Origin of the sequence: Mucilaginibacter sp. 22184 (assembly GCF_052045695.1) — a bacterium.
In the GTDB taxonomy this organism is placed as follows: Bacteria; Bacteroidota; Bacteroidia; order Sphingobacteriales; family Sphingobacteriaceae; genus Mucilaginibacter.
Genome location: NZ_JBQEPI010000003.1, coordinates 531,020 through 555,088, shown reverse-complemented (window position 1 = coordinate 555,088; position 24,069 = coordinate 531,020). Strand labels below are relative to the sequence as shown.

The 24,069-nt window shown below is 42.5% G+C and carries 25 protein-coding genes, 1 tRNA gene and 1 pseudogene; 9 read left to right on the top strand and 18 right to left on the bottom strand.

Going from position 1 to position 24,069, the window contains the following annotated elements; genetic code table 11:
* Window positions 1-13: 13 nt before the first annotated feature.
* A complete protein-coding gene (locus tag ACTJKG_RS09920) occupies window positions 14-961 on the bottom strand; it encodes an ion channel (RefSeq protein WP_440739087.1) in 948 nt (315 codons plus the stop codon).
* Between the two features lie 272 nt (window positions 962-1,233).
* On the opposite strand from ACTJKG_RS09920, the gene trpD reads away from it, so the two are divergent.
* The 4 genes and pseudogenes from trpD (at window position 1,234) to trpA (ending at window position 4,857) form a co-directional block, all read left to right on the top strand.
* Complete coding sequence (gene trpD / locus ACTJKG_RS09915) at window positions 1,234-2,223, top strand: anthranilate phosphoribosyltransferase (protein WP_440739086.1); 990 nt, start codon at window positions 1,234-1,236, stop codon at window positions 2,221-2,223.
* Between the two features lie 2 nt (window positions 2,224-2,225).
* Window positions 2,226-2,813: pseudogene (locus ACTJKG_RS09910) on the top strand (phosphoribosylanthranilate isomerase); the annotation flags it as partial.
* 39 nt (window positions 2,814-2,852) lie between these two features.
* Entirely contained in the window at window positions 2,853-4,034 is a 1,182-nt protein-coding gene (gene trpB / locus ACTJKG_RS09905; protein WP_440739108.1) for a tryptophan synthase subunit beta, read from the top strand.
* Window positions 4,035-4,086: 52 nt separating this feature from the next.
* Window positions 4,087-4,857 (top strand): tryptophan synthase subunit alpha, encoded by a 771-nt coding sequence (gene trpA / locus ACTJKG_RS09900; RefSeq protein WP_440739085.1) that lies wholly within the window; start codon window positions 4,087-4,089, stop codon window positions 4,855-4,857.
* An 85-nt stretch (window positions 4,858-4,942) separates the two neighbouring features.
* Here the strand turns inward: trpA and ACTJKG_RS09895 are convergent, their stop codons facing one another.
* Both ACTJKG_RS09895 and ACTJKG_RS09890 read right to left on the bottom strand, forming a co-directional pair.
* The gene (locus ACTJKG_RS09895) at window positions 4,943-5,563 is read right to left on the bottom strand and encodes an L-threonylcarbamoyladenylate synthase (protein ID WP_172335268.1); all 621 of its coding nucleotides are present in this window, start codon (window positions 5,561-5,563) and stop codon (window positions 4,943-4,945) included.
* A 264-nt stretch (window positions 5,564-5,827) separates the two neighbouring features.
* Window positions 5,828-6,370: a YceI family protein gene (locus ACTJKG_RS09890; protein WP_172335267.1), complete on the bottom strand. Its 543-nt coding sequence runs from the start codon at window positions 6,368-6,370 to the stop codon at window positions 5,828-5,830.
* Window positions 6,371-6,534: 164 nt separating this feature from the next.
* On the opposite strand from ACTJKG_RS09890, the gene ACTJKG_RS09885 reads away from it, so the two are divergent.
* On the top strand, window positions 6,535-8,175 hold the full coding sequence (locus ACTJKG_RS09885; protein ID WP_172335266.1) for an FMN-binding glutamate synthase family protein: 1,641 nt from the start codon (window positions 6,535-6,537) through the stop codon (window positions 8,173-8,175).
* Between the two features lie 233 nt (window positions 8,176-8,408).
* Here ACTJKG_RS09885 and mgtE read toward each other — a convergent pair whose 3' ends face one another.
* On the bottom strand, window positions 8,409-9,779 hold the full coding sequence (gene mgtE / locus ACTJKG_RS09880; protein ID WP_172335265.1) for a magnesium transporter: 1,371 nt from the start codon (window positions 9,777-9,779) through the stop codon (window positions 8,409-8,411).
* Between the two features lie 201 nt (window positions 9,780-9,980).
* Here mgtE and ychF point away from each other — a divergent pair, with 201 nt between their 5' ends.
* Both ychF and ACTJKG_RS09870 read left to right on the top strand, forming a co-directional pair.
* On the top strand, window positions 9,981-11,084 hold the full coding sequence (gene ychF / locus ACTJKG_RS09875) for a redox-regulated ATPase YchF (RefSeq protein ID WP_440739084.1): 1,104 nt from the start codon (window positions 9,981-9,983) through the stop codon (window positions 11,082-11,084).
* 96 nt (window positions 11,085-11,180) lie between these two features.
* On the top strand, window positions 11,181-11,576 hold the full coding sequence (locus tag ACTJKG_RS09870) for a nuclear transport factor 2 family protein (protein ID WP_440739083.1): 396 nt from the start codon (window positions 11,181-11,183) through the stop codon (window positions 11,574-11,576).
* Window positions 11,577-11,759: 183 nt separating this feature from the next.
* Here ACTJKG_RS09870 and ACTJKG_RS09865 read toward each other — a convergent pair whose 3' ends face one another.
* Window positions 11,760-13,190, bottom strand: a complete 1,431-nt coding sequence (locus tag ACTJKG_RS09865; protein WP_440739082.1) for an MATE family efflux transporter — start codon at window positions 13,188-13,190, stop codon at window positions 11,760-11,762.
* A 355-nt stretch (window positions 13,191-13,545) separates the two neighbouring features.
* On the opposite strand from ACTJKG_RS09865, the gene ACTJKG_RS09860 reads away from it, so the two are divergent.
* Complete coding sequence (locus ACTJKG_RS09860; RefSeq protein ID WP_172335261.1) at window positions 13,546-13,764, top strand: hypothetical protein; 219 nt, start codon at window positions 13,546-13,548, stop codon at window positions 13,762-13,764.
* A 53-nt stretch (window positions 13,765-13,817) separates the two neighbouring features.
* Here the strand turns inward: ACTJKG_RS09860 and ACTJKG_RS09855 are convergent.
* The 6 genes from ACTJKG_RS09855 to ACTJKG_RS09830 all read right to left on the bottom strand — a co-directional run bounded on the left by ACTJKG_RS09855 (window position 13,818) and on the right by ACTJKG_RS09830 (window position 17,198).
* Window positions 13,818-13,889, bottom strand: a tRNA-Arg gene (locus tag ACTJKG_RS09855).
* Between the two features lie 105 nt (window positions 13,890-13,994).
* Entirely contained in the window at window positions 13,995-14,366 is a 372-nt protein-coding gene (locus ACTJKG_RS09850) for a DUF1801 domain-containing protein (RefSeq protein WP_440739081.1), read from the bottom strand.
* A complete protein-coding gene (locus tag ACTJKG_RS09845; RefSeq protein ID WP_440739080.1) occupies window positions 14,366-14,761 on the bottom strand; it encodes a hypothetical protein in 396 nt (131 codons plus the stop codon). Before ACTJKG_RS09845 ends, ACTJKG_RS09850 begins: the two co-directional genes overlap by 1 nt.
* Before the next feature lie 62 nt (window positions 14,762-14,823).
* Window positions 14,824-15,474, bottom strand: coding sequence for a hypothetical protein (locus ACTJKG_RS09840; RefSeq protein ID WP_440739079.1), 651 nt, complete (start codon window positions 15,472-15,474; stop codon window positions 14,824-14,826).
* Window positions 15,475-15,562: 88 nt separating this feature from the next.
* Window positions 15,563-16,366: a helix-turn-helix domain-containing protein gene (locus ACTJKG_RS09835; protein ID WP_440739078.1), complete on the bottom strand. Its 804-nt coding sequence runs from the start codon at window positions 16,364-16,366 to the stop codon at window positions 15,563-15,565.
* Window positions 16,367-16,385: 19 nt separating this feature from the next.
* Window positions 16,386-17,198, bottom strand: coding sequence for an oxidoreductase (locus ACTJKG_RS09830; protein WP_440739077.1), 813 nt, complete (start codon window positions 17,196-17,198; stop codon window positions 16,386-16,388).
* Window positions 17,199-17,384: 186 nt separating this feature from the next.
* Here ACTJKG_RS09830 and ACTJKG_RS09825 point away from each other — a divergent pair, with 186 nt between their 5' ends.
* Window positions 17,385-18,140, top strand: a complete 756-nt coding sequence (locus ACTJKG_RS09825) for a hypothetical protein (RefSeq protein WP_440739076.1) — start codon at window positions 17,385-17,387, stop codon at window positions 18,138-18,140.
* Window positions 18,141-18,250: 110 nt separating this feature from the next.
* On the opposite strand, the gene ACTJKG_RS09820 is transcribed toward ACTJKG_RS09825, so the two are convergent.
* The 7 genes from ACTJKG_RS09820 to ACTJKG_RS09790 all read right to left on the bottom strand — a co-directional run bounded on the left by ACTJKG_RS09820 (window position 18,251) and on the right by ACTJKG_RS09790 (window position 24,053).
* Window positions 18,251-18,649 carry a response regulator gene (locus tag ACTJKG_RS09820; RefSeq protein ID WP_440739075.1) on the bottom strand — a complete coding sequence of 133 codons (399 nt, stop codon included), beginning with the start codon at window positions 18,647-18,649 and terminating at the stop codon, window positions 18,251-18,253.
* An 80-nt stretch (window positions 18,650-18,729) separates the two neighbouring features.
* Window positions 18,730-19,338, bottom strand: a complete 609-nt coding sequence (locus ACTJKG_RS09815) for a TetR/AcrR family transcriptional regulator (RefSeq protein WP_172335253.1) — start codon at window positions 19,336-19,338, stop codon at window positions 18,730-18,732.
* Between the two features lie 127 nt (window positions 19,339-19,465).
* Window positions 19,466-20,212 carry an SDR family oxidoreductase gene (locus tag ACTJKG_RS09810; RefSeq protein WP_172335252.1) on the bottom strand — a complete coding sequence of 249 codons (747 nt, stop codon included), beginning with the start codon at window positions 20,210-20,212 and terminating at the stop codon, window positions 19,466-19,468.
* 188 nt (window positions 20,213-20,400) lie between these two features.
* Window positions 20,401-20,994: a LutC/YkgG family protein gene (locus tag ACTJKG_RS09805; protein ID WP_440739074.1), complete on the bottom strand. Its 594-nt coding sequence runs from the start codon at window positions 20,992-20,994 to the stop codon at window positions 20,401-20,403.
* A complete protein-coding gene (locus ACTJKG_RS09800) occupies window positions 20,991-22,376 on the bottom strand; it encodes a lactate utilization protein B (RefSeq protein WP_440739073.1) in 1,386 nt (461 codons plus the stop codon). The genes ACTJKG_RS09805 and ACTJKG_RS09800 overlap by 4 nt, the downstream gene beginning before the upstream one ends.
* Complete coding sequence (locus tag ACTJKG_RS09795) at window positions 22,369-23,109, bottom strand: (Fe-S)-binding protein (RefSeq protein WP_440739072.1); 741 nt, start codon at window positions 23,107-23,109, stop codon at window positions 22,369-22,371. Before ACTJKG_RS09795 ends, ACTJKG_RS09800 begins: the two co-directional genes overlap by 8 nt.
* A 296-nt stretch (window positions 23,110-23,405) precedes the next feature.
* Window positions 23,406-24,053, bottom strand: a complete 648-nt coding sequence (locus ACTJKG_RS09790; protein WP_440739071.1) for an START domain-containing protein — start codon at window positions 24,051-24,053, stop codon at window positions 23,406-23,408.
* Window positions 24,054-24,069 lie beyond the last annotated feature (16 nt).

Sequence of the window (24,069 nt, the reverse complement as noted above, 5' to 3'; positions counted from 1 at the left end):
ATAAACAAATGAACTAATGAACCACCTTCTCAAAATCATTGATCTTATCCAAATGCAATACAACCCGCCCATCCTCATCACGGTCAAAGGTTGGTCTGAATTTGGCATCCCATACCATATCTTTATAGGTATAGGTAGTACGGGAGTGAACGGTTTGTGAAAAGGTATCATCAAATATTCTTAGTAGTACCGAAAAAACTACCTGGGCTTTCTCAAAATCTTCCCGTGAAAAATCCTTCAGTGGGCTATCCTCATCAATAGGATGTACTACCGTCCAGTTAATAGATAATATGCTTACTGCTTTACGTTCCAGTATCAGGGGATAAAATTTGCGCTCTGTTTTGCCATTTACTTCTTCATTATAGGAGAAATTTACTTCTATATGGAGATCGATCAGTACGTTATGCCTGGAGTTGGCCAGCCTGAACATAAGGCCGGTTTTATCGCCCTTATAGGGCGCCACAAGTATATTTTCGCTGTATTTGATCTTGGCGGTAGGTTTTGAAAAACGCCCATAAAGTAAGCCTGTAGCCAAAGCGAATGCCAGTAAACCCATCATGGATTCAAGAGCAGCTACACAATTGGCTGCCATCCCTTGCGGACTAATATGTCCGTAACCAACAGTTGATATGGTTTGTGCCGAAAAAAAGAAGGCATCCATAAAATGATCAAAAAAAGTGCTGCCGCTTTTGCCGTCAAGACTATCGGTTCCGAGGGCAACATATATGCTGGCAAAGGTGAGGTTGGCTACCATGTAACCGCTTAAAACAACCAGCCAGAATTTTGTCCAGCTCATGTTGATGAGGGTTTGATAGCTGTTGAGCCGGTTAAAAAAGGGGAGGCCGGTTCGTTTTACATTGATGGATCCATCTTTATTAATTACCGGCTGACTTTTTATAACTGGCTGTGTGCCAAAGCCAAGATCATCTTCCGGGTTTACTTTTCGATTATTGTGGTTCATTTTTGAGTGTAAGCTTTTCGGCTTTTGCGTAAATTTATCATTCTGTTTGCTTTTAGTAAAAACAATTTCCATATTTGTGGCACAAATGAAAATGATAGTATTAAACAATAACTGGTGGTGGCTTAACGATTAATCGTAAGGCAATTCCGTTTTTTGTTTTTTAACATAATATTCAGAAGGGTTGCCATAAGGTAACCCTTTTTTGTTGCCCTCATTTTTGAGGGATGAATAGAAAAAATTAATCATAAAAATCCCTGTAGGGGATAGGGCTTATGAAACAGATATTAAATCATCTTTTTGAACACAAAACCTTTACCAGGGAAGCATCAAAGAATATTTTGATGAGCATTGCCCAGGGGCAATACAATAACTCGCAAATGGCCGCATTTATGACGGCGTATTGCATGCGCAGCATTACCGTTGAGGAGTTGGAAGGCTTCCGTGATGCGATGCTGGAACTTTGTTTGCCTATCGATCTGGAAACCGGTCAGCTGATAGATCTTTGCGGTACCGGAGGCGATGGTAAGGATACGTTCAATATATCAACCCTGGCATCATTTGTAGTAGCTGGTGCAGGGTATAAAGTGGCCAAACATGGTAATTATGGTGTATCATCGGGCTGCGGCTCATCCAACGTAATCGAGTACCTGGGTTATCAATTTACCAATGATGCCGATAAGCTGAAAACTAGCATTGATAAAGCTAATATTTGTTTTTTACATGCGCCGCTGTTTCACCCGGCTATGAAAACAGTAGCCCCTATACGCAGGGAATTGGGCGTAAAAACGTTTTTCAATATGTTGGGGCCGCTGGTTAACCCGGCCAAGCCCGATAACCAGTTGGTTGGCGTATTCAACCTGGAACTGGCCCGGGTTTATGCCTATCTGTATCAAAAATCTACAACCCAATATACGATAGTGAACGCGCTGGAAGGCTATGATGAGGTATCACTTACCTGTGATTTCAAGACCTTTTCGGCCGAAGGCGAAAAGATCAATACGGTTGAAAGCCTGGGTTTTGAAAAGTTAGATCCTAAAGAGATAACCGGTGGCGACACGGTGGCTGCTTCGGCAAAAATATTTACTGATGTGCTTAGCGGTCAGGGTACATTTGCTCAAAATAACGTGGTGCTATCAAACGCTGCGCTGGCCATTAAAACCATCGGCCCTGAAAAAAGCTTTGCCGATTGTTATTATGAAGCGGAAGAGGCCCTGGTTGGTGGCAAGGCTCTGAACAGTTTTAACGCTTTATTACAGAATTAACGATGAAGATTAAAGTTTGTGGACTGAAGTATCCTGATAACATTGAAGCAGTAGCCGCTTTAAAGCCAGACTATATGGGTTTTATTTGCTACGATCGTACGCCACGTTATATTGATACTTTATCTGCCGATGCGCTGGCAACAATCCCTGCATTCATCCACAAAACAGGGGTTTTTGTAAACGAAACCGCCGAAGTTATTAGCCAACTGATTGATCAATATGGATTTGACACCATACAACTGCACGGTGATGAAAATGCGGAGTTTGCAGCAGCTTTTAAAGGTAGGGTAACTGTTATAAAAGCCTTTGGCGTTGATAACGACTTTGATTTTGACAAACTGAATGCTTATGCCAGTTATGTAGATTATTTCCTGTTCGACACCAAAACCTCCATCTATGGCGGATCAGGTAAGACCTTTAATTGGCGTATCCTGGATAAATATACCCTGAATATCCCTTTCTTTTTATCGGGTGGGATAAGCCTTGATAATATAGGGGAATTGAAAAATATAACACATCCGCAATTTTACGCGGTTGATTTGAACAGCCAGTTTGAAGACGAGCCTGGCTTGAAAAATATCCCGAAGTTGGAAAAAGCATTTGATATCATCAAAAACAGAACATTACAAATGAAATACGGAGTTAACGAACATGGCTACTATGGTGATTTTGGAGGTGCATACATTCCCGAAATGCTGTATCCGAATGTTGAAGAACTAAGACAGCAATACCTCAACATCATTAATGATCCGGATTTTAAAGCGGAATTTAATGATCTGCTGAAAAATTATGTGGGCAGGCCCTCACCGTTGTACCATGCTAAACGGTATTCGGAAAAATATGGCGCTAACATATTTTTTAAACGAGAGGACCTGAACCATACCGGTTCGCATAAGATCAATAACGCCATAGGGCAAATACTACTGGCCAAACGCCTGGGGAAAAAACGTATTATAGCCGAAACCGGCGCGGGCCAGCATGGTGTGGCAACCGCTACCGTTTGCGCCCTCATGGGTATTGAATGTGTGGTGTATATGGGTGAAATTGATATGGCCCGCCAGGCTCCCAACGTATCCCGTATGAAAATGCTGGGCGCTACCGTAAGGCCCGCATCATCGGGTAGCAAAACACTCAAAGATGCCACCAACGAGGCCCTGCGCGACTGGATAGCCAACCCCGTTGATACTCATTATATCATTGGTTCGGTAGTTGGTCCCTATCCATATCCCGATATGGTAGCCCGTTTTCAATCGATCATATCCGAAGAAACTAAAAAACAGCTGGTAGAACATACCGGTAAGGAATTACCCGAATACGTACTGGCCTGCGTCGGTGGCGGCAGTAATGCTATGGGTATGTTCTATCACTTTTTAGATGATGAGCAGGTTAAACTGGTAGCTGTGGAAGCTGCTGGTAAAGGTGTTGATAGCGGCCATTCGGCGGCTACTACTTTCCTGGGTAATGAAGGCGTGCTGCATGGCAGCCGTACCATATTGATGCAAACCCCCGACGGACAGGTGGTTGAACCATACTCCATTTCGGCAGGACTGGATTATCCGGGAATTGGCCCGCAGCACGCGCATCTGTATAAGATTAACCGTGCTCAATATGTGAGCGTTACCGATGACGAGGCTATGAAAGCCGGTTTGCTTTGCTCACAAATGGAGGGCATTATCCCGGCCATCGAGTCGTCACACGCCCTGGCACAGCTGGAAAAAATGAAGTTTAACCCAACAGACAATGTTGTGATCTGCCTTTCGGGTCGTGGCGATAAGGATCTCGATACATTTATTAAATATTTCGGTTATTAATTAGTTCATGGTTAATACCATGAACAGTGAACCATTAACTATAAGCTATACAATGAACCGATTAAACCAACTTTTTGCAGCTAAGAAAGAAAATCTGTTATCAATATATTATACCGCGGGTTACCCCGCTTTGAACACTACGGTTGATATTGCCGAAGCCTTGGAAAAGGCCGGGGCCGATTTCCTGGAAGTAGGTTTTCCGTACTCCGATCCGGTAGCTGACGGGCCGACTATTCAGCATAGTTCAGAGCAGGCGCTGATCAACGGTATGACACTCGATCATCTGTTTGAAGAGTTAACTGAGCTGCGTAAAAGGGTTACCATACCTATACTGCTCATGGGTTACTTTAACCCGATAGTACAATATGGCATCGAGCGTTTTTGCAAAAAAGCAGCCGAATTGGGGGTAGATGGCGTTATTGTACCCGATTTGCCCATGTACGAATACGAAGCTCTGTATTCGGCACATTTTATCAATAATAACCTGAGCAATATATTCCTGGTTACACCCCAAACATCACCAGATAGAATCCGGAAAATTGATGAGTTGAGTAATAGCTTTATTTACCTGCTGTCGTCATCGTCTATAACTGGTGGTAGCCTGCAGCTTACCAATAGCATTGAGGATTATTACAAGCGCATTAAGGCCGTGGAACTTAAAAATCCAACTATTATTGGTTTTGGTATATCAGACAATGCAACCTTCAAAAAAGCCTGCGAATACGCCAATGGCGCCATTGTAGGCAGTAAGTTTGTAAAGCTACTGGCCGAAGATGACTATATGAAAAAGATACCAGCATTTATACAGAATATAAGACCATAGAGTGATCAAGGATTTTTGGATAAAATAGTAAGGATTTTCTTTTCATGCTTTTATCCTTGATCTAAGAATCCTTGTTCCCCAAAAACTACAAATATAATTCCAGATCCCCTTTACCTTCACGGATGATCTCGAAATCGCCTTCGGTACAGTCAACTACGGTTGATGCGATGTTATCCCCGTAACCGCCATCGATCACGATATCAACAAGGTCCTCATATTTTTCATGAATCAGTTCCGGGTCGGTGGAGTATTCTATAATATCGTCATCATCCCTGATAGAGGTAGAGAGAATAGGGTTACCCAAAACCCTCACAATTTCGCGTGCAATCTCATTATCTGGCACCCTGATACCCACCGTTTTTTTGTTGGAACTCAATAGCTTGGGCACCATGTGGCTGGCATTGAATATAAAAGTAAATGGCCCGGGCAAAGCTTTTTTCAGCACCCTGAAGGTGGTATTATCAATAGGTTTGATATAATCTGATATATGGCTCAAATCATAGCATATAAACGAGAAATTAGCCTTTTCGGGTTTGATGTTCCTGATTTTGCAAATAGCCTCAATGGCTTTGTGATTGGTGATATCACAACCCAAACCGTAAACTGTATCTGTTGGGTAAATAATGAGGCCGCCCTTGCGTAATACTTCAGCCACCTGTTCAATGGCTTTAGGGTTTGGATTTTCGGGATATATTTTAATAAGCATGATATACAGACAAATATACCTATAAGTTAGTTTTAATGCGCATGGAAAAGCGCCTGTTACCCAGAGCCTATTGAAGGATTGTACGTAGAGACTTTTTTCAACGATATAAACAAATAAAAAAAGTCACTTGCCAAAGGCAAGTGACTTTCTCATCATCATCATTAGTATATTTTAATCTGCCAGCGTGTTTCAATAAACCGGGTTGCCGCCTGGGCAACAACACCGGCTTTTAAATGTTAAAACACAGCAACAGCATTAAAACAATTAAGCCTGTTTGGTTAACTGTAAGTTGATCAGTAATTTAATGTCTTCACCAACCACAACCGAACCTGCTTCGGTTACGCCATCCCAGGTTAAACCAAATTCTTTACGGTTTATTTTACCGGTGATTTCGAAACCAGCTTTGGTGTTGCCATAAAAATCGGCAGCTGAGCCACCAAATTCAGCGCTAAGTGTTACTGGCTTGGTTACGTTTTTTATGGTCAAATCCCCTTTTAATTCGTACTCATCATCGTCGGTTTTAGTTAATGAGGTTGATTTGAAGCTGATTTTTGGATATTTTTCAGCGTCAAAAAATTCGCCGCCTTTTAAGTGCTCGTCACGTTGAGTTTGGTTGGTATCAATACTGTCAATGTCAAGCGTAAAATCCACTTCGGCATTGTCAAAATCATCTCCTTCGGTAATTACTTCACCACCAAAGCTTTTGAAAAAACCGCTTACGGTTGATATAACTAAGTGTTTTACTTTAAATTGTACTTCTGAATGCATAGGGTCGATAACCCATTTTGTTGCTGTTTCTGTTGCCATGATTTTTTTTATTTGTTTTGTTGAGTCAAAGATAATAATAAAATACATGTTTAAACATGTATTTTTATTTCATTACAATTCACCGACAATCAAGTACAAGTTTAACCATACAATTGCGCTAATGTTTAACTTTAACAGTTATTTTTATATTAAATAATCTATCTATGAAGAAGCTTTTCATTACCTCGTTCATTATCATATTCGCCGCGCTCATCGGGTGGACAATCCTTTGGAAACCCGCAGCATGGTCATTTGTAATCATGGTACCTATATATGCTATAGGCTTTTATGACCTGGCCCAAAAAAAGCACAGCATCGTACGCAACTACCCGGTGTTTGGTCACCTGCGTTTCCTGATGGAAGATCTGCGCCCTAAAATATATCAATACTTTATTGAGAGCGATACCAATGGCACACCCTTTAACCGTCAAAACCGCAGCGTGATATACCAGCGCGCCAAAAAGGTTGATGATACCCGTCCCTTTGGTACCGAACTGGATGTGTATGAAGATGGCTACGAGTGGCTTAATCACAGTATAGCGGCGATTGATCATCACAAGCTTGATCTGTCGCCAAGGGTAAAGGTAGGTGGGCCCGATTGTAAGCAGCCTTATATGGCCAGTGTTTATAATATATCGGCCATGAGTTTTGGTTCGTTGAGCGAGAACGCAATCCTGGCCCTGAACGGTGGCGCCAAGTTGGGCAACTTTGCCCATAATACAGGCGAGGGTGGTTTGAGCGATTATCACCTTAAACCCGGCGGTGATATTATCTGGCAAATTGGTACCGGCTATTTCAGCTGTCGCCATCCGGATGGTACTATTGATTATGATGCCTTTGCCCAGCGCGCTGTGTTGCCGCAGGTAAAAATGATCGAGATCAAACTGTCGCAGGGAGCCAAACCCGGTCATGGCGGGATACTGCCTGCAGCTAAAGTTACCCCCGAAATTGCCAGGATTAGGCTGGTGGAAATGGGGCAGGATGTAGTATCGCCGCCTTACCATACTGCTTTTAATGACCCTATTGGCTTAACCCAGTTTGTCAAAAAACTACGTGAGCTATCGGGTGGTAAACCTATCGGCTTTAAATTGTGCGTGGGGCATAAGAGTGAGTTCCTGGCGATATGTAAAGCCATGGTGAAAACAGGCATCTATCCCGATTTTATTACCGTGGATGGGGGCGAAGGCGGCACAGGCGCCGCTCCGCTGGAATTCTCTAACTCCGTTGGTATGCCCCTGCGCGAGGCCCTGGCCTTTATTTACGATGCGCTGACCGGTTTCGACATAAAAAAATATATCAAGATCATTGCTTCAGGTAAGGTGGCTACCGGGTTCGATCTGGTGAAGAATTTTGCCCTTGGTGCCGATATGTGTAACAGTGCCCGCGGAATGATGTTTGCCCTGGGCTGCATACAAGCGCTGGAATGTAATATGAACACTTGCCCAACCGGTGTAGCCACGCAGGATAAAAGCCTGATGCGCGGTTTGGTGGTTGACGATAAAAAGGTGCGTGTGGCCAATTTTCATAACCAAACGGTTAGTAGTGCAATACAAATGATAGGTGCGGCAGGCCTGGTAAAACCTTGCGACCTGCACCGCATGTTCATTTATCGCCGCATCAACCATAGCCAAATACAAACGTACGGTGAATTGTTCCCTTACATCCCTAAAGGCAGCCTGCTCAATACACCTTATCCATCAAGCTTTGAACTGGATATGGCTATCAGCAACGAGGATAGCTTTGTGCCCGATTATAGTAATGTAACCAATATTGATTATAGCAATGTGAACTCGTATATGAATTAAACCGCTGATTTGGTGAGGGGGATTACGTTGATTGCGCTGATAAATTTTGTTGATTTGTCATCCTGAGAAACGAAGGGGCTATTCTAAACTATGCAAAGTTCAATAATAGATTTTTCACTACGTTCAAGAAACAGTTCCTCGTTCCTCAGGATGACAGCCTTTTGATATAAATATAAAATTCACGCAGTCGCTCGGCTCCAGCCGAGCGACTGCGGAGAATAATTAATCAGCTATTATAGCATCACACCCTTCATGATCATCACGGCGATGGTAAAGTAAATGATGAGGCCGGTAACGTCAACCAGGGTGGCTACAAATGGGGCAGAGGATGTGGCAGGGTCAGCGCCCAATCTTTTCAGAACCAACGGCAGCATGGAGCCGGCCAGTGATCCCCACAGTACCACACCAACCAGTGCGCAGCCTACAGTTAGGCCTACCAATATCCAATGCGGACCGTAAATGGGCGAAAACATCGTCCAGATGTAAATACGCATAAAGCCTATAATGCCCAGTGTAGCGCCCAGCATAAGGCCCGAAACCAGTTCCCGGCGCATTACGCGCCACCAATCGGCAACGGTAACTTCGCCCAGAGCCATGGCTTGTATAATTAAGGTAGATGCCTGCGAACCGCTGTTACCACCGCTTGATATAATGAGCGGGATAAACAGGGCCAGTACAACAGCTTTTTCAATTGATTTTTCAAAAAATCCCATGGCGGTTGCAGTCAGCATTTCGCCCAGGAATAAAATTATCAGCCAGCCAACCCGCTTTTTTACCAGCAGGAACAGGTTAATGTCCAGGTAAGGTTCATCTAATGCTTCGGTACCACCAATTTTCTGGATATCCTCGGTATACTCTTCGTTGGCTATCCACAAAATATCGTCGACAGTTACAATACCCAATAATATATTTTCATTGTCAACCACAGGCAGCGCCACGCGGTTGTTCATCCTGAATATATTGATGGCTTCTTCCTGCGGATCACTGGCGCTGAGGGATATCAGGCGCCCGTCCATCAGGTCGCTTACCTTGGTTTCGGGTTTAACCAATAATATTTCCCGTATCCTGATGTCGTCGAGCAGTACCCCGTTTTCATCTATCACATAAATCACATCAATAGTTTCGGAGTTTTTACCGTAACGGCGTATGTGTGATAGTACCCGGGTAACGTCCCAGTTTTTCTTAACGGCAATATAATCGGGGGTCATCAAACGCCCAACGCTTTCTTCTTCGTAACCTAATAAGGATAAAGCTTCTTTGCGGTCATCAGGCGAGAGGTGCAGGATGAGTGTTTTAACGGCATCGCCATGCAATTCGCTAAAAAGGGCGGTACGGTCATCAGGAGGCAGGGCATTGATCAGATCAGCAACTTTTTGTCCGGATAGTTTTTTGATGATACGCTCCTGCGTAGGTGAGTCCAATATCCGGAAAACGTTAACTGCGCGGTTAAGCGAAAGGGTTTCAATAAACCTGGGTCCATGCTCGGGTAGTTCACCTATGAGTTCCTCGACGTCCGATATATTTAGGTTGTTCAAATATTCCTTCAATTGTTTATTGTTTTCCTGCTCCAGCAACAATTCTATTTGTTCAACCATTTCGTTCATAAGTGTCCCCCTGTTGTTTACATGTTATTATTAATCTGTTTCGCCTTATTTTGACGTTGGCAAAAGTCGTTTATTTTTTCAAATTATAGGCAAATTTTTGTGTTATCTTTGCGCGAATTTTATCGGTAGATAATAGTCGATGGTCGATAGTCCATTGACCATGGTCTATCGACCATCGACAAAAGAATTAATATCTAAAAAATGGGTTTACAATGTGGAATAGTGGGTTTACCAAATGTGGGTAAATCAACACTTTTTAATTGCTTATCAAACGCCAAAGCGCAGGCGGCTAACTTTCCGTTCTGTACTATTGAGCCAAACGTAGGCGTAATTACGGTACCGGATGAGCGTTTAACAAAACTCGTTGATATAGTACAACCCAAAAGTATTGTACCCAATGTTATTGAAATTGTTGATATAGCCGGTTTAGTAAAAGGCGCTAGCAAAGGCGAAGGTTTAGGAAACCAGTTTTTGGGTAATATACGTGCCACCAATGCTATTATACATGTACTGCGTTGCTTTGATAACGATAATGTGATACATGTCGACGGCTCTGTTGATCCGATACGCGACAAAGAGATCATTGATACCGAATTACAACTGAAGGATCTGGAATCGATAGAGAAAAAGATCCAGAAAGTGGAGAAAATGGCTAAAACCGGCGGCGACAAAGAAGCCAAAAAAACCTTTGATGTTTTAACCGTTTACAAAGAGCATATGCTGGCGGGTAAATCGGCCCGTACTGCTCCTGTTGCCGAAGAGGATAAAGAATACGTTGCCGATCTGTGGCTACTTACCGCCAAACCGGTGATGTATGTTTGTAATGTTGACGAAGGCTCGGTAAACACAGGCAATGCCTATGTAGAAAAGGTAAAGGCTGCAGTTAAGGAAGAGAATGCCGAGGTATTGGTGATATCGGCACAGATTGAGTCGGAAATTGCGCAACTGGAAACTTTTGAAGAACGCCAGATGTTCCTGGACGATCTGGGGTTGACAGAATCGGGTGTAAATAAACTGATCAAAGCGGCCTATAAATTGCTTGATCTGGCTACTTATTTTACCGCGGGCGTGCAGGAAGTACGTGCCTGGACAATTACCCAGGGCTTTACAGCGCCGCAAGCCGCAGGCGTTATCCATACCGATTTTGAGAAAGGATTTATTCGCGCCGAGGTGATCAAGTATGACGATTTTGTAAAATTCAACGGATCGGAAGCCGCTATAAAAGAAAACGGTAAATTGGGTATTGAGGGCAAAACCTATATTGTACAGGACGGTGATATTATGCACTTCAGATTTAACGTTTAACAGTATATTTGTTAAAAACCTAATTTGAAAATCCTTATGAAAAGATCTTTTTTATTCAAGGCCCTGCTTTGTTTCGGGGCAGTTTTCCTACTACACATGGATAAACCTTTTGCTCAAAATGCCAAACTGATAAGCGAGGTAACACAAGCCACTGAGCAATTACGTAAAGCCATGGTTGATGCCGATACCGTTACGTTGGATAAATTGACATCCGCCGAATTAACCTACGGTCACTCAAGCGGTAAACTGCAAACTAAAAAAGAATTTATAAGTGATATTGCTACCGGAGCATCTGATTTTGTATCTATCGATTTGACCGAGCAGCAAGTAAAAGTAGTAGGTAATACCGCTACTGTGCGCCATATACTTAGCGCAGCCACCAATGATAAAGGAAAAGGCCCTAGTACGGTGAAGCTTGGTATACTGTTGGTATGGATTAAAAATAAAGGACAATGGCAATTGCTTGCCCGTCAGGCAGTAAAAGTGCCTTAAGAAGTCAGAAAGCCCATAGACCATAGTTGATGGCCCATGGAGTCTGAAAATCTGCAAGTAAAAAAGTCCGAAGATTTGGCGAGTGTAACCCTCCAAATTTTCGGACTTTTTCTTTTGATCTTTATGTTTCTATCTTACAGACGTTACTATCCCATGGTCTATCGACCATCGACTATGAACCTATTAAACCTTGATCTTTTTCCACCTGCCGCGTTTAAACAGAATGTAGGCCCCTAAGGTAAGCCCAACTTCGGCAACAGGGATGGAAACAAACACGCCTGTTGGTCCCATTTCAAAATACTTGGCCAGTAAGTAAGCAAATGGTATCTGGAACACCCAAAAGGTAAATAGGTTGATCTTGGTAGGTGTCCAAGTATCGCCGGCACCATTAAAGGCGCTGGTGAAAATCATACCCATACCATAAATAATAAAGCCTCCGCTTAAAATTTGCAGGGAGCGTGAAGCTACTTTTATAACAGCTGCATCGTTAGTGAAAAATGAGGCGAACAAGTGGCCGCAGGTTAAAAATAATATACTTACAACACCCAGAAACACCATAGTATATTTAATGGTTTGAAATACCGATTTTTCAGCCCTGTCAACCTGGCCTGCGCCCAGATTTTGCCCAACCAGGGTTGCGGCGGCGTTGCTTAGCCCCCAGGCAGGTAACAGGAAGAACATCATTAACCGCAGGGACGTTTGATAGCCCGCTGAGCCAGCTTCGCCGCCGGTGGTAGCCACCAGTTCGGCCAGGAATATCCAGCTGCAACTGGCAATTACAAACTGTAAAATACCGGGTGCTGCAATTTTAACAATGGCTTTGATCTGCTGCCAATCAGGTACAAAATGACTCAAACGTATCTTGAGGATATTTTTACCGTTGAATAAATTGTAAACCTGGTAACTAACACCCAATCCGCGACCGATAGTAGTGGCAATAGCAGCGCCGGTTAAACCAAAAGCCGGGATAGGCCCCAGTCCCCTGATAAAAAGAGGGCATAGGAGGCAGTTGGCTACGTTAGCTATCAACAAGCTTCGCATGGCGATAGCAGCATTACCAGCACCCCTGAAAATACCATTGATCAGGAACAGCATCACAATGATGATACTACCACCCATCATAATGTGTACGAAGTTAGTGCCATGATCGGCAGTTTCGGCAGAAGCGCCCATGATCAGCAGAATATCGCGGGCGTGTAACAGCCCGGTAATGCTGATGACCAAATTAACAATAGCGGCAATAATAATGGTTTGTACGCCAGCTTTGGATGCTGCCGCGGGATCTTTTTCACCTATCCTACGGGCAACTACGGCCGTAGCCGCCATGCTTAGGCCGATAGCCAAAGAGTATATGACGGTTAATACCGACTCGGTTAAACCGACGGTTTGAATAGCGAGGCTGCTGTTTTTCAAGTGCCCAACAAAATACAGATCGACCAGGGCAAATACCGACTCCATAGACATCTCCAGCATCATAGGGATGGCTAACAAAATAATAGCCCTTTTAATGCTGATAGAGGTCAGATCAACTTCGGCGCCTTTGAGTGATTGCTTTAAAACAGAAAAAAAAGAAGATACCTTACTTTTAGGTTTGGGTTGAATTGTCTCTAACATAATTATACAGGATTATAAGGAAAAGGGTAATAGATGTTTAACCATTAATATGAAACCTTTTGGTTACAAATATAAGGAAGGCTTTTGGTTAGGCAAGCATTATTAAAAAATTATAATAGCCCTTACGTTAAAAATGGTTAAAACGATACTGGCCGGCTAATAAACAAGTAGATAGATTAACAATAAATGGGGCTAAAAATATAAGCTTTAAAGCTGTAAAGGCGTTTTATTGTACAAAATGTTAAAAACGCTTTAAATGGTTAAGAAAGTAGAAAAAATAGCGAATACGTATCTAAAACCGAGTAAAAATCGTTAAATTAACAACACCAATTTATACCTTATTTGTCTTACTATTATGGATACATTAGTTACTTATATGTTCCAGATCACGGTAGCCTTTATGATCATACAGGTATGTATACCTATTGTGATCATCGTTAGAAGCAGGCACCAAAACAAAGCAAAGTACAGCGGCCTAACGCAGCTCGAGGTAGAAGAAATGGAACATCAGCATTTTCTCCAGGAGGTAGATGCCATTTTAAATATGAATCATATTTCGCATTGCGAAGATTGAGCAACATAAAGAAAACAAAAAGCCTCTTAAAATAAATTTAAGAGGCTTTTTTGTGCTCCCGACGAGATTCGAACTCATATCGATGGTACCGGAAACCATAATTCTATCCATTGAACTACGGAAGCAGTTGCTGCAAAGATATACATTCAATTGTTTTATTCATGATGGATTGTACAAAAAATAGATTCTGCCTTTAGCAAACTGGTAAGGCGTCTTCCCAACTGCCGCTGTTACCTGGTTTTTATAATCCCTGTCCTGTAAAGATCAAGAGCCTGCTTTAAAATATGTTCGATAGTTTGCACGGGCAGATCTTTATCAGCTTCAAAAAGCATGATCTTCATACGTGATCTTTTTTCGATGATCAAAGCGGGGTGATCAAAGCGTTTACCTTCAACAATGCCAATATAGGGTTGATGATACTTTTTGTGCACCCACAGGTAGCAGAACATTTTACCCATGTAGCAGAAAAACGGCATACCGTATTTCCAATCGGCTGATACGTTTTCGTCTTGCTTCAAAATGATGTCTTTAAGCGCCAATAGACAGCTCCGGATGGGTTCGTCCTTTTGTAGGTAAAAATTATCCAGCTGGGTTAAGGTCATTATGCTTTCTTCACCAGTTTTGACGCGATAAAAGCAAACAGGCCTTGTACCAACCCTGAAGCTATACCAATTACAACGCCAATAACAGTGAGGGCAACTTGTGGCGGTAAATGATAGGGGTTACCATTATACATGGCCGCTTCTGGTGCATGACCGGCTGCATAGTTTTTATAGAAAATAGCGTGTGCTGCTATGATCCATACACAATTAACCAGGCTAAGGCAAAAGCCATGGGTAAAATACATTTGCGTGCAGTTTTTGGCGATAATATAAGCGCAGATAATAAAGATAACCGGCCAGATAGCGCCCTCAATATTACTCGGAATAAAAAACGCGGTGGCAATGCCCATGATCAGGCCAAATATGGAGAGCTTGAGTATCAGGTTCCAGTTCATGTAAAGGATTTTAGGTTTGTTGGTATAAATCTATCCAAAACAAACAGAAAAACAAATAAGATTTAGAACTGGGGAATCAGGAATGACATGCCCAGCATTAATGCCGATAGGAATATCATAAACAACACAAATGTCTTAATATGTTTTAAAGTACGGCCTTCTTTCAGTATTACGCCCCGGAATGGTTCGGATATCAAAAGCGTAAGGCATAGCAGCAGCATAAAAGATAATCCCAGGTGAATACCTATAAACGGAACTTTACTATTCTGAAATGAATGAACTAAATTAGGTAACAACAAGAGGTTCCAGATAACTGCAATAGCTATAGCTGCCGGAATTTTCATAGCGAAGCCACCTTTTTCCTGCATCGCGGTAATCGCAGTATCCTCATAAAAAGGTAAGCGTTCTTTATTATCTAAAAAGCCTGTTTGCTGTATTTGTTGCAGAATGGAATTTGTATTGGTGAACGACTTGAAAATAACAGTTGAGTAGTATCCCTTTACTTTGTGTGTAATACGAATACCGCTTGAAAAGATACTCATTCCCGAGGCGGTTATAGAAATTACATCCTCTGGCCTGAAATATAGGTTTCCTAATAAGGAAATATTAAGTTCGAGTTCATTTTGGTTAACCCGGAGGGTAGCAAAAGGCCAGGTGGCATTTATCATGCCATATGTAGCGCCGCCGGTGAGTTCAAATTCGGTTGAGGTCATTTTTATGGCCTAAATAGGGTAGGCAGCATAAAACTATCAAAACAAATCAGTAAAAAGCAGAATTTGGAAGATAATTTTTAAGCCCCGTTTACACCCGTGACGGCACTATCCCAAAAGCTTTTTTAAAAGTATAAGAAAAGTGAGATAGATTCTCAAAGCCAACGTCGAGATATACTTCTGATGGTTTCTGGCCCTTTTCCTTGATGAGGAAATAGGCCTCATTCAATCGCTTTTGCTGCAGCCATTGGCCTGGCGATGAGCGGAAGATCTTTTCAAAATCTCGCTTAAAGCTAGCGAGGCTGCGTCCGGTGAGTTTGGCGAATTGAGCGGTAGGTACATTGAACATGAAATTTTGATTCATGTAAGCTTCCAAGTCTATCTTATAAGGTTCACTGAAATCAAAAAGAAAATCGTAAAAATCAGGATTGAAATTCAGCAGCAACTCAACCGCTTCTTTGGTTTTTAACTCGGCCATGTTATCGGTGGCTCTTTCCGGGTGATCAAAGTAGGGCATCAAAGAATCAAAATAACCTTTGATGAATGGATCGGGCTTCAGTATATGAATATGATTACCAGTATAGGTTTGGGCTGGCGTAAGTTTATGCTCGGCACTATATCTGCTTAAAAATGGCTGGTCTAAAAATATATTGATCGATTTAAATTCTCCTTCAGGTCCCGGTACTTTTTCTGACTTCACCAGTTGGTTTCTGCGGATGAGCCCGATGGTGCCCGCGCTGAATACACGAATGCCTTCATTGGTTTTCTGATGTGTTTCGCCAGATATGATGTACCCGAAAGCATGTTCGGGTACAAATGATTCGTTAGCGCGTTGTTTTTTATCAACGCAGGAGTATAGCAGGTTGTTGAACAATATATGGCTTTTGTCTTCCATTATCAGTTTAAATATACAATTACTTCAGTTGGGCCAGCAGCATTTTATCAAATGTACGGTCGGGTAGTATTTTGCGCATAAACAATGCCGGGCCAGCCATATAACCGCCATGATAACGTGTTTTAGGTTGTTTGGCCGCTATGGCTTTCCTCACCAGGTCGACAATAATTATCGGGTCTGCATTTTTTTCGTTAGCTTTTTTGGCTATAGCAGAAAATTGTTTGGCTAAATTACCATAAGCGGTATCCCCCGAAATTTTAAGCAGGTTATCCATCGCAATGCTGCTCCATTCAGATTTTACACCACCGGGTTCAATCACCACCACATCAATACCAAATTGTTTTACTTCATTACGCAGGCTATCACTCAAGGCCTCGAGCGCGAATTTACTGGCATGATACCAGCCGCCAAGGGCAGCGGCAAATTTTCCTCCAATAGATGATATATTAATGATCTGGCCAGAGCCTTGCTGGCGCATATGCGGTAATACCAATTGCGTTAAATGAGCTGCCCCAAAAACATTTACTTCCATCTGGTAACGCGCATCGGCAATAGGCACGTCCTCAATGGCTCCATATGAACCAAATCCGGCATTATTGATCAGCACATCAATATGGCCTTCGGCTTTTACTATAGTTTCAATACCAGCGATCATCGATGCTTCATCAGTAACATCCATGGCCAATATCTTTACGCCCGATTGTTTAAGGTCGGCCATTTTTTCTACGCGGCGGGCCGCCCCATAAACCGTATGACCATCCTGTGCCAGGTGCCTGGCCATTTCTTTACCCATACCGGCAGAAGCGCCGGTTATTAATATGATCTTTTTCATTTTTTCTCTTTTCTGTGAATTACAAAACAAAGATGGGGGTAAAAGCAGGGGAGCAGGTTTGCTGTGAAGCTCAACTTTACTTTGGTGTGTGGCTCAAAAACAAGACTTCCTTATTACAAACAGAACAAAGGAAATTATAGAAAAAGACGTTTATATTTAAGTCATACAATTACTACAAATCAAATCATGTGTAAAAGCATTTATCAATCGGCATGGAAAAGCCTTTTGATTGTAATACTAATAGGATTTTTTGCTGGAACAAGTTATGCCCAGGGGAAATTTGGTGGACAGGTATTTGAGAATAATACCAAAATACCGCTTTCGGGAATCAACGTAGAAAACTTAAACTCTCACTTAAAACAAATTTCAGCTGCGGATGGAAGCTTTGCTATCAACGCCAAAATTGGCGACCTGTTGTCTTTTTCATCGCCCTATTATCAACCAGATACTGTTTATATCACAAATTTAAGTTATCTGAAGATCTACCTAAATTTAAAAACTAAAACCCTCAAAGAGGTTCAGGTAACATCTGCCGAACTAAAAACAGGATCGTTAAAAATTGCACCGACAAAGGGGCCATTTAACAGTGAAACGGTACTATATCAAACAGATGCTGCCAGTCGTCCTATCGGGGGCATCAAAATTATGATACACGATTGGAACAAGGATGAAAATAGAAAAATAAGGGGGCAGCAATTTCTGCTCGATGAGGAAAAAAAGACTCAGATTTCAAAAGTCTTTAGTCCAGAAAATATTGAGAGCTATTTGCCCATAAAAGATCAGGAGCTAAAAAACTTCATTACCCTTTATATTCCCAATATTAAGACCTATAGCAGCCCTGAATTTAACCTGGCGGCTTATTTAAACACCTGTTATCAGGCATTTCTCAAAATACCTGCTGGGCAACGGCAGTCGGAAGATTTCTTAAAAATTAATAAATAGCGCTCTTTATTCGTGATACAAATTCAATAGTCATCTATAGAAGTTGATCGGCAAACTTCGTTTTATTTTTTTATGCGGCGAGAATTTTAAAATAGCAGGAGTAGGATCGGCTAAAAATCGCAATCGGCATGTTCAACGTCATTGCCGGCTTTGAGGAAACAAGTTTTGATGGTATCCGTTATATCAGAAAGATTAAAAGGTTTGGCAATAAAGGCGTCTGAACCATAGTTACCTAAGGACTCCAATACCCGGGGATAGGCCGATACCATAATCACGGGAATATGGCACGTTTCGGGTGTGGTTTTTAACAAGTGACAAAGTTCGCCACCGTTTATCCCGAACAGGATGTAATCCAGGATGACCATGTCGGCATTGAAACTGATAGCTGCCTTGCAAATGTCATCGGTAAAATTGGTCACCTGAACTTTGTAGCCCTCCATCTCGAGCGCTTCTTTCATCACGTCAAGTATATCCTCGCTATCATCAAGGATTAAGATTTTTTTAGGCATATTGTTAAATTGGTACTCTATATAACGCTGAGTTAACAACTTTTGTTTTTAGCCCTCAAATTATTGCTGTAATAATTAGGTTACACGCTGGTTTTAAGCTGGGTGATGATGGTATCCACCGTTTTTAATACCTTATCCAGGCTGGCCGGGGTGTTGGTTACCTTGGCTATCATGATGCCTCCTTCAATAAGAGAAATAATAGACAGTGCGGTTTGGGCAACATCAATACCAGATTTAAATTCTCCCGCGGTTATACCACCGTTTATGAGGTTTTCTAATTTTTTCTTCCAGTTGGTGATCACCTGTGCCGCTTTTTCCTTTAATACCGGGTTGGTATCATCGGCATCGACAGCGGTGTTCAATATAGGGCAGCCACCATCCGGGAAACTCAATGTGGCAAACCTATGGTAAACCTGCGCGTAAACCATGAGCTTATCATGGTAGTTTGTTGCTTTACCGATATGGAGGTCGATCTGCGTACGTACTTTTGAGCAGTTATATTCAAACGCGGCTACGGCAACTTCTTCTTTATTTTTAAAATTACCGTATATACTGCCCTTGGTAAGCCCGGTAGCCTCGGTAAGGTCTGACAACGAGGTGCCTGCATATCCTTTTTTATTAAAGATACTCGCGGTTTTTTCTACAATGAACTGTCGTGTGCGTGCGGCTTTTGATAATTCCGTTTCCATAATACAAATGTACCAATTGGTATTTTAATATTATAATTTTGTTTAATGCCTGTAGTATAGCAGTTTGTAAAACCAATAAAAGCATATCAATCGATATGCTTTTATTAGAAATTCATCAGATTGAAGATTACGATTTACGCGCTTGCATGAAATTTAACGCCTCGGTTGGGGATGACAGGTATAGCTGGTAAAGCTGTTCGGTATTTCCTACCCGGATCTCATAATTATCGGTTTCAAGAGCGGCTAAGAACTCATCTGCAACCTGCGATGGCGGGATACCTAAATGACCTCCAATTTCGGTCGAAAATTCAGTATCAACTAAAGGTGGCATCAATTCAAATACTTTAACTGTTGTATCTGTTAATGCAACTCTTAAGGCCTGGGTATAAGAGTGTAATGCAGCTTTACTGGCAGAATAGGTGGCTGTTAACTTACCCGGTACAAAAGCTACTATGGATGATACGTTTACAATAGCAGCATCTGTTTGTTTTTTAAGTAAGGGTAATAATTTTTCGTTAAGCCTGATAATAGACAGGTAGTTGGTTTGCATTTCAATACTGGCTCTTTCAAAGGTATCCGTATTGTTAAGCAGATCACTTAGGCCTGCCGCGGCACCCGCGTTATTGATCAGGATATTAAGCTTTGGAAAATCGTTGATTAAAGTGGTAACAAGCGATTCCACATCGGCAGCGTTGGAAATATCGGCATTGATGGCGGTTACGTTTTGTAATTGAGCGGCAGCTTTTTGCAAACGCTCGGGGTTACGGCCGATAATAATAACATGATTGTTTTTGGCTGATAGTTGTTTGGCTATTTCAAAGCCTATACCAGCGCTTCCGCCGGTTATGAGTACAGTGTTCTGTGAGGTTTTCATTTTGTTTTAATGTTGATGATTAATTTCAACACCACAAAAATATACCAATTGGTATATTTTTACAATATGCAAAATTCATCTTTGTGTCATCATTGTAAAGATGTCTGTTTTTAAGGTAGTGGTAACAAAAAATAAGGCCCGTTATTGGTATTAATAACAGGCCTTTATATAATGTACTTAAGAAGGGGCTAGATGAGGATAAAAACCGACAAACTCCTGGGGCCATGCGCACCTATCACCAATGATTGCTCAATATCGGCGGTTTTTGATGGGCCGGAGATGAACGCGCCATAACCATAATCGGCGTTGCCTATTTGGGCATAGGCTTGCGCCATAGTAGGCACAAAGGCATCTTTACCTATTACCACCGCCAGGTGCTGGCTAATGAATGGCAGTATCCGTATATTCATCTGGTTTTCTGTAAGCCATAAGGCACCATTTTCGGCAACGCCAAGGTTGGATGCCAATATGGTCAGCTCGGCATCGGCAAAGCTGTGTGACGATTCCTGCATTACATTGCCTGCATAAGTATATTCATCCAGACCCTGAATACCTGATATGATCTTTACGCCGGGTTTAAATTCTTTGCGCAGTATGTCTTTTATCGCTTCCAAATCGTTTACCTCATAAACAAAACAACCTCCGGCACTGGCTACACCGGTGTATTGCTGCACCAGGTTATCAGAGGTAGCGGTTAGGGCGCTTAATATTTCCAGATCGGGCAGTGCGGTAGATGTAAATTGATTTTTTTTAACCGCGGCTAATATTTTTTCCCTGCTCATTGTTTTCCTTCCTTTCTTTTGCTGTACCATTCGCCAAATGATTCTTCCGGTGCTTTGGGCATTTCGCGGTGTTTATACCAGGGGTTTAAGCCGTTATTAACTGCGAATGGAGCATATTTAAATACCAGGCGGCCCATTTTGCCACCAGATCTGTATAAACCAGGAGAGGATAGGGTAAAGGCCATGGCTTTCATGGCTATGGTTTTTGAAGCAGGACTATAACCTTCTTTCACAATAACCTGCCGCCATTTATAAAGCTGGTCATGAATATCAATTTTAACCGGGCACACGTTACTGCACGAGCCGCAAAGCGTGGAGGCAAAAGGCAGGTCGGCATATTTTTTCATGTCGAGGTTGGGCGCCAGTATAGAGCCTATTGGCCCGGCAACGGCGGTATGATAGCTATGCCCGCCACTCTTGCGGTATACCGGGCAGGTGTTCATACAGGCACCGCAGCGGATGCATTTTAAAGAATTGCGAAAATCCTCACGCCCTAATTGTATGCTGCGGCCATTATCCACTATGATAATGTGTATAGCTGTACCCTCTTGTGGCTTTTTATAATGACTGGAATAAGTGGTAATTGGCTGACCGGTAGCGCTGCGCGTAAGCAATCTTAAAAAAACACCTAAATGCTTCCTTTCGGGGATGATCTTTTCTATCCCCATCGAGGCGATGTGGATCTCGGCCAAATGGGCACCCATATCGGCATTACCCTCATTGGTACATATCACAAATTCCCCGGTTTCTGCAATAGCGAAGTTGACGCCGGTAAGTGCTGCGCGACGTGTCAAAAACACCTCGCGTAAATGCTGGCGGGCGGTTTCGGTAAGTATCTTAGGATCCGATTCACCTTTGGCCGAGCCTAAATGCTCATGAAAAATATCGCCTATCTCTTCCTTTTTTTTGTGGATACAAGGCAGCACGATATGGCTTGGAGGCTCATTGGCCAATTGTACAATGCGTTCGCCCAGGTCGGAGTCGATCACATCGATGCCCTGTTCCTTGAGGTATTCGTTCAGGTGGCACTCTTCGGTAAGCATGGATTTGCTTTTAACCATGCGGTTGATACCACGCTCCTGTAATAGCTGGTGTACGATTTGATTATGCTCCTTAGCATCGGCTGCCCAATGTACTATGACACCGTTGTTAATGGCATTGGCCTCAAATTGTTCCAGGTATGTACTTAGGTTTGATAATACGTTATTTTTGATCTGCGACGCAGTTTCTCTTAACAGTTCCCACTCTGGCAGTTTATGCGCCTGGACATCGCGTTTTTGGCGTATCCACCATAAGGTTTCGTCGTGCCAGTCAACCCGGGGTTCATCCTGGTTAAATACAGCAGCCAGTTGGGGGTGGCTTTTTCCGGTTGCGTTACTCATGACTGTGATTTAAAATTTCGGCCACATGAATTACTTTAACATCGCTTTTTTGCCGGCGTAAAATGCCTTCCATATGCATAAGGCACGAAAGATCGGCCGAGGTAATGTACTGGGCGCCATGCTCGATGTGATCCTCTACGCGGTCTTTACCCATTTTGGAGGATACGGCTTCTTCTACAACACAAAACGTTCCGCCAAAGCCGCAGCAATCATCCTGGCGGCTTAGGGGCACCAGTTCTAACCCCTGTACCATATCCAGCAGTTGCGCAGGTTTACTGAAAGCGGGAGCAACCAGCTCGCTCATTTGCGATATCCGCAGACCGCGCAACCCGTGGCAGCTTTGGTGCAAACCTACTTTATACGGAAAATGGGATTTTAATTCCTTTACCTGCAATACATCTATCAAAAACTCAGTAAGCTCATAAACCCGTTTACGGATGTCAACAGCTTGTTCTTCTTTTTCGGGCGAATGTAAATGTTCCTTGATATGCAAGGTACAACTACCCGATGGGCATACGATATAATCATAACCCGAAAAATTATCAACAAACAAGCTATTACATCCTGCGGTTAGGTGCTCGTAGCCAGAATTGGCCATAGGCTGCCCGCAGCAGGTTTGATTTTTAGGATAGTGAACCTCAACGCCAAGTTTCTCCAGCAGTTCCAATGTAGCAATAGCCGCTTTGGGGTAAAACTGATCAACATAGCAGGGTACAAATAAAGCTACCTTCATTTTATAGTGTTTACTTTAATTGGTTAAAGCAATATTAGCAGTTATTCACTGTACAACTATCCTGATGCGTCTATCAGGATCAGCGCAATTGGCCTGGTAATTTATTGGTGTATAAATGTAGTTGGTACGGTTACCTGCTAAACAACGAAATTACGGTTATACGAGGCAACTGTTATCAGCTTTTTTTGCAAATGATTGATGGTAATTAGCGTGAATGTTCATTGGTTCATTAGTTCATTTGTTAGAATGCGGGCAATGGAGCCGAAGTTTAAATGGTTTCGAAACCAATAAACTAATTAATCGGTAATGTAAGGAAGCTTGATGTTTTTATAGCTTGGTTTTTGCAGCTGAACTTTCAGCTTTTTAAAGCTTTCTGTAGGGCCCTGGGTAATAAACATGTTGAGTAACCAGGCTGGTACACTGCCACCGGCATCCAGGTGCAGGGTATATTCAATTTTTACATGGCTGCTGTCAATCGGCGTAATGATCCATTTACCTACTGAATGTTCAATGCGCACAATACCATCTTTACGTGGTACCATATCTGCAAGGCAGGGGGCATCAACGGTAACGACCTTGGTTGTTGGGTCCTGGGTTACTTTGATGTGGGCTATGAAGTCGCGGTTATGCAGCGGCCAGGGGATGGATACTTCGGAATAATAATATAGTTCTGAAGGTGATACCTGTTTGATCATGTTAACAGATTTGGTATGATATACCCAATCTATACTGCCTTTTATATCCAGTAATACAGCTACCAATTGAGCTGCCGAAGCATTAAACTCGCATTCTACCTTAATGGCTTTTACTTTTGAATCAGGCACATGCCTGGTATATACTTTAACCCCGTCTTTATTGGTACTTAAAGCCCAGGGCTCTTCGGCATGGGTTATATTGATCAACGAAAATACGAACAGGACTAATAAAGCGACTTTTTTGTACATGATACAGAACCGGTAT